Genomic DNA, 1,312 nt, shown 5'->3' on the forward strand with positions numbered 1-1,312 from the left:
AAGGTTGATAGGTCGGAGGTGGAAGCGTGGTGACACGTGCAGCTGACCGATACTAATAAATCGAGGACTTATCTAACTAAAGTGAAAATGGTTATGTCATAATTCTTATCTAGTTTTGAAGGTACTTAGAAAAAATCTAAAATACCTGTTGACTTTGTTGAATAAATAAAGTACAATATATCTTGTCCTTGAAAAAAAGGAAGAGAAAAAGTCTGGCGGTATTGGCGAAGAGGTCACACCTGTTCCCATGCCGAACACAGAAGTTAAGTTCTTCAGCGCCGATGGTAGTCGGGGTTTCACCCCCGCAAGAGTAGGACGCCGCCAGGCTTTACATATATGGAGGATTAGCTCAGCTGGGAGAGCACCTGCCTTACAAGCAGGGGGTCGGTGGTTCGAGCCCGCCATCCTCCACCATTTTACTTTAAAAACTAAAGATCATGAAGCCGACCTAGCTCAATCTGGCAGAGCAACTGACTTGTAATCAGTAGGTTGGGGGTTCGAGTCCCTCGGTCGGCACCATTTTTACTATAATAAGTCTGATATAGATTAAGGGAGCCATTAGCTCAGTTGGTAGAGCATCTGACTTTTAATCAGAGGGTCGGAGGTTCGAATCCTCCATGGCTCACCATTTATACACACCGTGCGGGTGTGGCGGAATTGGCAGACGCGCTAGACTTAGGATCTAGTGTCTCTCGACGTGGGGGTTCAAGTCCCTCCACCCGCACCATAATTTCATAAGCGGAAGTAGTTCAGTGGTAGAACACCACCTTGCCAAGGTGGGGGTCGCGGGTTCGAATCCCGTCTTCCGCTCCATTTAAAAAGTCCTGCCGGGGTGGCGGAATTGGCAGACGCACAGGACTTAAAATCCTGCGGTAGGTAACTACCGTGCCGGTTCGAGTCCGGCCCTCGGCACCATTGCAAATATCAAGCGCCCGTAGCTCAATTGGATAGAGCGTTTGACTACGGATCAAGAGGTTAGGGGTTCGACTCCTCTCGGGCGCGCCATTTTCTTTTTGCGGGAAGTAGCTCAGCTTGGTAGAGCACATGGTTTGGGACCATGGGGTCGCAGGTTCGAATCCTGTCTTCCCGACCATTTAAATAAGGGGCCTTAGCTCAGCTGGGAGAGCGCCTGCTTTGCACGCAGGAGGTCAGCGGTTCGATCCCGCTAGGCTCCACCAATGAAACATTTGATCTTTGAAAACTGAACGAAACAACATGTATCGTCAATGTCTTTAAATTGATTTTTAAAGCCAGTAATCATTTATTTTGATGCTAGGCAGACTCACATTTTATGGAGAGTTTGATCTTGGCT

Annotated in this window: 9 tRNA genes and 1 rRNA gene; all 10 read left to right on the top strand. The window is 48.0% G+C overall.

The features are described 5' to 3' along the window. Window positions 1-211 precede the first annotated feature (211 nt). A 5S ribosomal RNA gene (gene rrf, locus LQ226_RS20810) occupies window positions 212-327 on the top strand. A gap of 11 nt (window positions 328-338) precedes the next feature. Next, window positions 339-414, top strand: a tRNA-Val gene (locus LQ226_RS20815). Window positions 415-442: 28 nt separating this feature from the next. After that, window positions 443-519: transfer RNA gene (locus LQ226_RS20820), tRNA-Thr, on the top strand. 33 nt (window positions 520-552) lie between these two features. After that, window positions 553-628, top strand: a tRNA-Lys gene (locus LQ226_RS20825). Between the two features lie 14 nt (window positions 629-642). After that, window positions 643-727 (top strand) — tRNA-Leu (locus tag LQ226_RS20830). Window positions 728-738: 11 nt separating this feature from the next. After that, window positions 739-813, top strand: a tRNA-Gly gene (locus tag LQ226_RS20835). A 13-nt stretch (window positions 814-826) separates the two neighbouring features. After that, window positions 827-915, top strand: a tRNA-Leu gene (locus LQ226_RS20840). Between the two features lie 13 nt (window positions 916-928). After that, window positions 929-1,005: transfer RNA gene (locus tag LQ226_RS20845), tRNA-Arg, on the top strand. 11 nt (window positions 1,006-1,016) lie between these two features. Then, window positions 1,017-1,093: transfer RNA gene (locus LQ226_RS20850), tRNA-Pro, on the top strand. Between the two features lie 9 nt (window positions 1,094-1,102). After that, window positions 1,103-1,178, top strand: a tRNA-Ala gene (locus LQ226_RS20855). The last annotated feature ends 134 nt before the right edge of the window (window positions 1,179-1,312 follow it).

The sequence above is a fragment of the Pontibacillus sp. HN14 genome (assembly GCF_021129245.1).
Lineage (GTDB): Bacteria > Bacillota > Bacilli > Bacillales > BH030062 > Pontibacillus.